Consider the following 2,849-nt stretch of genomic DNA (forward strand, 5'->3'; position numbering starts at 1 on the left):
CCTAGACGCAAACATTATTGGGACAGATATTTCTTTGGTAGAAACAATTCCTGATGAGTTCAACCTGTTTAGCTCTGTATTGAGTGCAGAATTATGGGACATGGCAAAACAAGCAATTATAAATTTAGATTCGCGTTATCCCAAACGCTGTTATCTCAAATTATGGCAACTCATGGTTTCAGGTAAAAACCAAACCCAACAAGCATCTGCATTAGGAATCAGTCAAGGCGAGGTTTCCAAGCGTTGGAAGGAATTGTCTCTACCAAAGAAATATCTGTCCCAACAATGTTTGCGTCTAGGCTTTGGTGTTGTCGTAAACGTTCTTTTGTGATAAAGTTCAGAATCTCATACCGGGCTACAACTGTAGCCCAACGCTGAAATTCTTCCATCCCTCCGTGGTGAAACTCTCCTGCTTTCACAGCTTCATAGACTTTCATCATTGCGGCTTGTGCTGCATCTTCCCAAGATATAGGACTTTCTCTAGTATATTTGCGAGCAATCTTAATGATCAGCTCTTGATGTTTTGCATCAATTATTAGATGTGTAACAGGCTCTGCCATTGGTTTTGACTGCATAAGTATTAATATATCAACTTATAAAAGCATATAAAAAGAGCATAGCGATACTCTACACGAGCCGCTGGGCGATCGCACATTTAGTCAGGGAGACTAATCTAGGATCTATATGTTCCCGATTCTTTAACAAACTTTGGGGGTTTAAGTCCCCTGCCTAAGAAGGGCAGCGCGTTTTGTGTCGGGGTTTAAATCCCCGTCACAAAACGTAATTGCGAACTTGTACTGAGCGTAGCCGAAGTATTGCGAATTGCGAATTGCGAATTGGTTTAAGTAATTTTACTGTCTCCCGATACTTCCGTTTTCTTAAATCTTTATATAGATATGTTCTACAGCCAGCTTTTATGCACCTACATGGGAAATAATTAGCTGACACTTCCACGCTCCACCTTTGGTAAAAGGGATAAAAAACCCTTGCCAGAATTAGGATAAAAAATTTTCCAAAAATTTTGGAATAATCTCTTTTTCTCATTTGTTGTTGAAAGTGAGAGCAAACAAAATCCAATTCTTATCTGAGAAAGGAATTAGAAAATGAAAATCAACAAGTTTTTATCAACTATACTTTTAACTACAGTAAGTGTATCAAGTATTGTTTACACTTCCTTTTTGAGTTCAGCTTCAGCAGCACCAATAGAGATTAAAATTAGCAATATTAGTGAGCAATTAGCTCCCAGTAAGTTATTGCGAGGTGATCGTGAATTTGATGGTCATGGGCCAGCTGTTAAAAGTAATGTGAGATTGCGTATTGGTGATCGTGGTCAATCTTTGTATGCAGATATTTACATTCATGCAAAAGAAACTAAGAGTGATTGGTCAGAAACAGAAGGAAAATGGACTCGTAAAGTCTGGCAAGCTCCCAAGGGAAAACGCATTACAAAAATTGTTTCCGATAATTTCTCGGAAACAAGCTTTATCAGTAAAAAAGCCGGGTCTCAATTTCTTGGACCCGGTGCAGATTTTAAAAAGTTTGCAGGGGCTATTCTTGATGCACTGACAATTATTACCGGAATGTCAGGAGTAGAGATTCTTGGTTTAGCTAGAGCAGGTATAGCTGCTGTACCTGATGGTGGTAATCACATTCATATAGTCACGGCTTCGGGAGATGACCGCACAGAATTAGTCAAACTATTTGCGATTGTTGGTGATACGGGTGGTCCTGATATCAGCGATGATAATAACCCCAAAGATGATACTCGCATAGTTGCGATTGAGTTCAATCCTGTTCGTGTTGAATTAGAATAGGCAATGATTTTTAACCTTTCTGGAAAGTAGCGATCGCTTTAATTTTCAGCGAAGCGATCGCATTTTTTAAATTTAGCAGAGGTAGTAAAGGTGTTGATAAATTCTAATTTAAAAGCAGAAAATTTTACCATATTAGTTAGATAGTTACAAGTGTTACAAACAAACACTGTACTAAAATATTAGTAATAATCACATAAAAATACTTAATTTCTTCCTGTACCTCTAAATACTCTGCCACTGCTGCCAAATCTTCCATTGCCCGATTCAGGCGATTTAGCAAGCGTTTCAAATTTAGGTACTTTCATTACTTTTGCTCCCCTCAAGTTGGTAAATTCTGAACTATATAGTTGCTCAACTTAAGTATTAAATAAAATTATTACCAATAGTTTAGGAAAAGCAAAGACGTGAACCGTTTCCAAAAGCTATCCTCAATTGTGTTCCTGCTATTAGCCTTCATTTATCCACCTGCTTTGGCTTCAGCCAAGGATACTACTCTCAATCATGTTCTCAATGAACAGAGTCTTGATGCACAGACAAAATTAGTTGGAGAGCAAAGTGAACAGCTTTTGTTAGCTCACCGACGAACTCGACGACGTTATCATAGACGGCAACGGACTGGAAAATATTATTATCAACGCCAGCGGAATCGACGAAATTATTATAGACGACGCTATCGCTCTGTACGTTATCGCGGACAACCATATCGTCATGGAGAATGGGAACTTGTGCGCGATCGTCATGGACGATTAATGTATGATTGGCAGCGTTAATAGTACACTTTACCCCTAATTTTCCCAGAGAATCTTTATGCGTAAATCCTCATGTAGGCAGACTTGTTCGAGATAAGCGCGATACCCTGTGATTTTTAAGAGAGGAAATTTGTAGTATGCGTAGGCGCAGCCCGCCGCAGGCATCGCAGTTTGTCAATTGGAAATTTAACTTTTCAATCCCCCAGAAAACAATTTACCAACTTCCGCCAAATCTACATTTCCACCGCTGATGATGACACCAATTCTCGCCTCTGGTTCTGTCACC

Annotated in this window: 4 protein-coding genes and 1 pseudogene; 3 read left to right on the plus strand and 2 right to left on the minus strand. The window is 39.1% G+C overall.

What is annotated here, in order from left to right; all coding sequences use genetic code 11:
* Window positions 1-331, plus strand: a pseudogene (locus LC574_RS34130) (hypothetical protein); the annotation flags it as partial.
* Here the strand turns inward: LC574_RS34130 and LC574_RS34135 are convergent.
* Entirely contained in the window at window positions 219-575 is a 357-nt protein-coding gene (locus LC574_RS34135; RefSeq protein WP_306422203.1) for a sigma factor, read from the minus strand. The pseudogene LC574_RS34130 and the gene LC574_RS34135 overlap by 113 nt on opposite strands.
* A gap of 528 nt (window positions 576-1,103) precedes the next feature.
* Between LC574_RS34135 and LC574_RS34140 the strand changes: the two genes are divergently transcribed.
* The gene (locus tag LC574_RS34140; protein ID WP_229458041.1) at window positions 1,104-1,814 is read left to right on the plus strand and encodes a hypothetical protein; all 711 of its coding nucleotides are present in this window, start codon (window positions 1,104-1,106) and stop codon (window positions 1,812-1,814) included.
* 136 nt (window positions 1,815-1,950) lie between these two features.
* Here LC574_RS34140 and LC574_RS34145 read toward each other — a convergent pair whose 3' ends face one another.
* Window positions 1,951-2,103, minus strand: a complete 153-nt coding sequence (locus LC574_RS34145; protein ID WP_229458042.1) for a hypothetical protein — start codon at window positions 2,101-2,103, stop codon at window positions 1,951-1,953.
* Between the two features lie 115 nt (window positions 2,104-2,218).
* On the opposite strand from LC574_RS34145, the gene LC574_RS34150 reads away from it, so the two are divergent.
* Window positions 2,219-2,584 carry a hypothetical protein gene (locus tag LC574_RS34150; protein ID WP_229458044.1) on the plus strand — a complete coding sequence of 122 codons (366 nt, stop codon included), beginning with the start codon at window positions 2,219-2,221 and terminating at the stop codon, window positions 2,582-2,584.
* Window positions 2,585-2,849 lie beyond the last annotated feature (265 nt).

This window comes from Nostoc sp. CHAB 5715, assembly GCF_020829685.1.
Lineage (GTDB): Bacteria > Cyanobacteriota > Cyanobacteriia > Cyanobacteriales > Nostocaceae > Nostoc.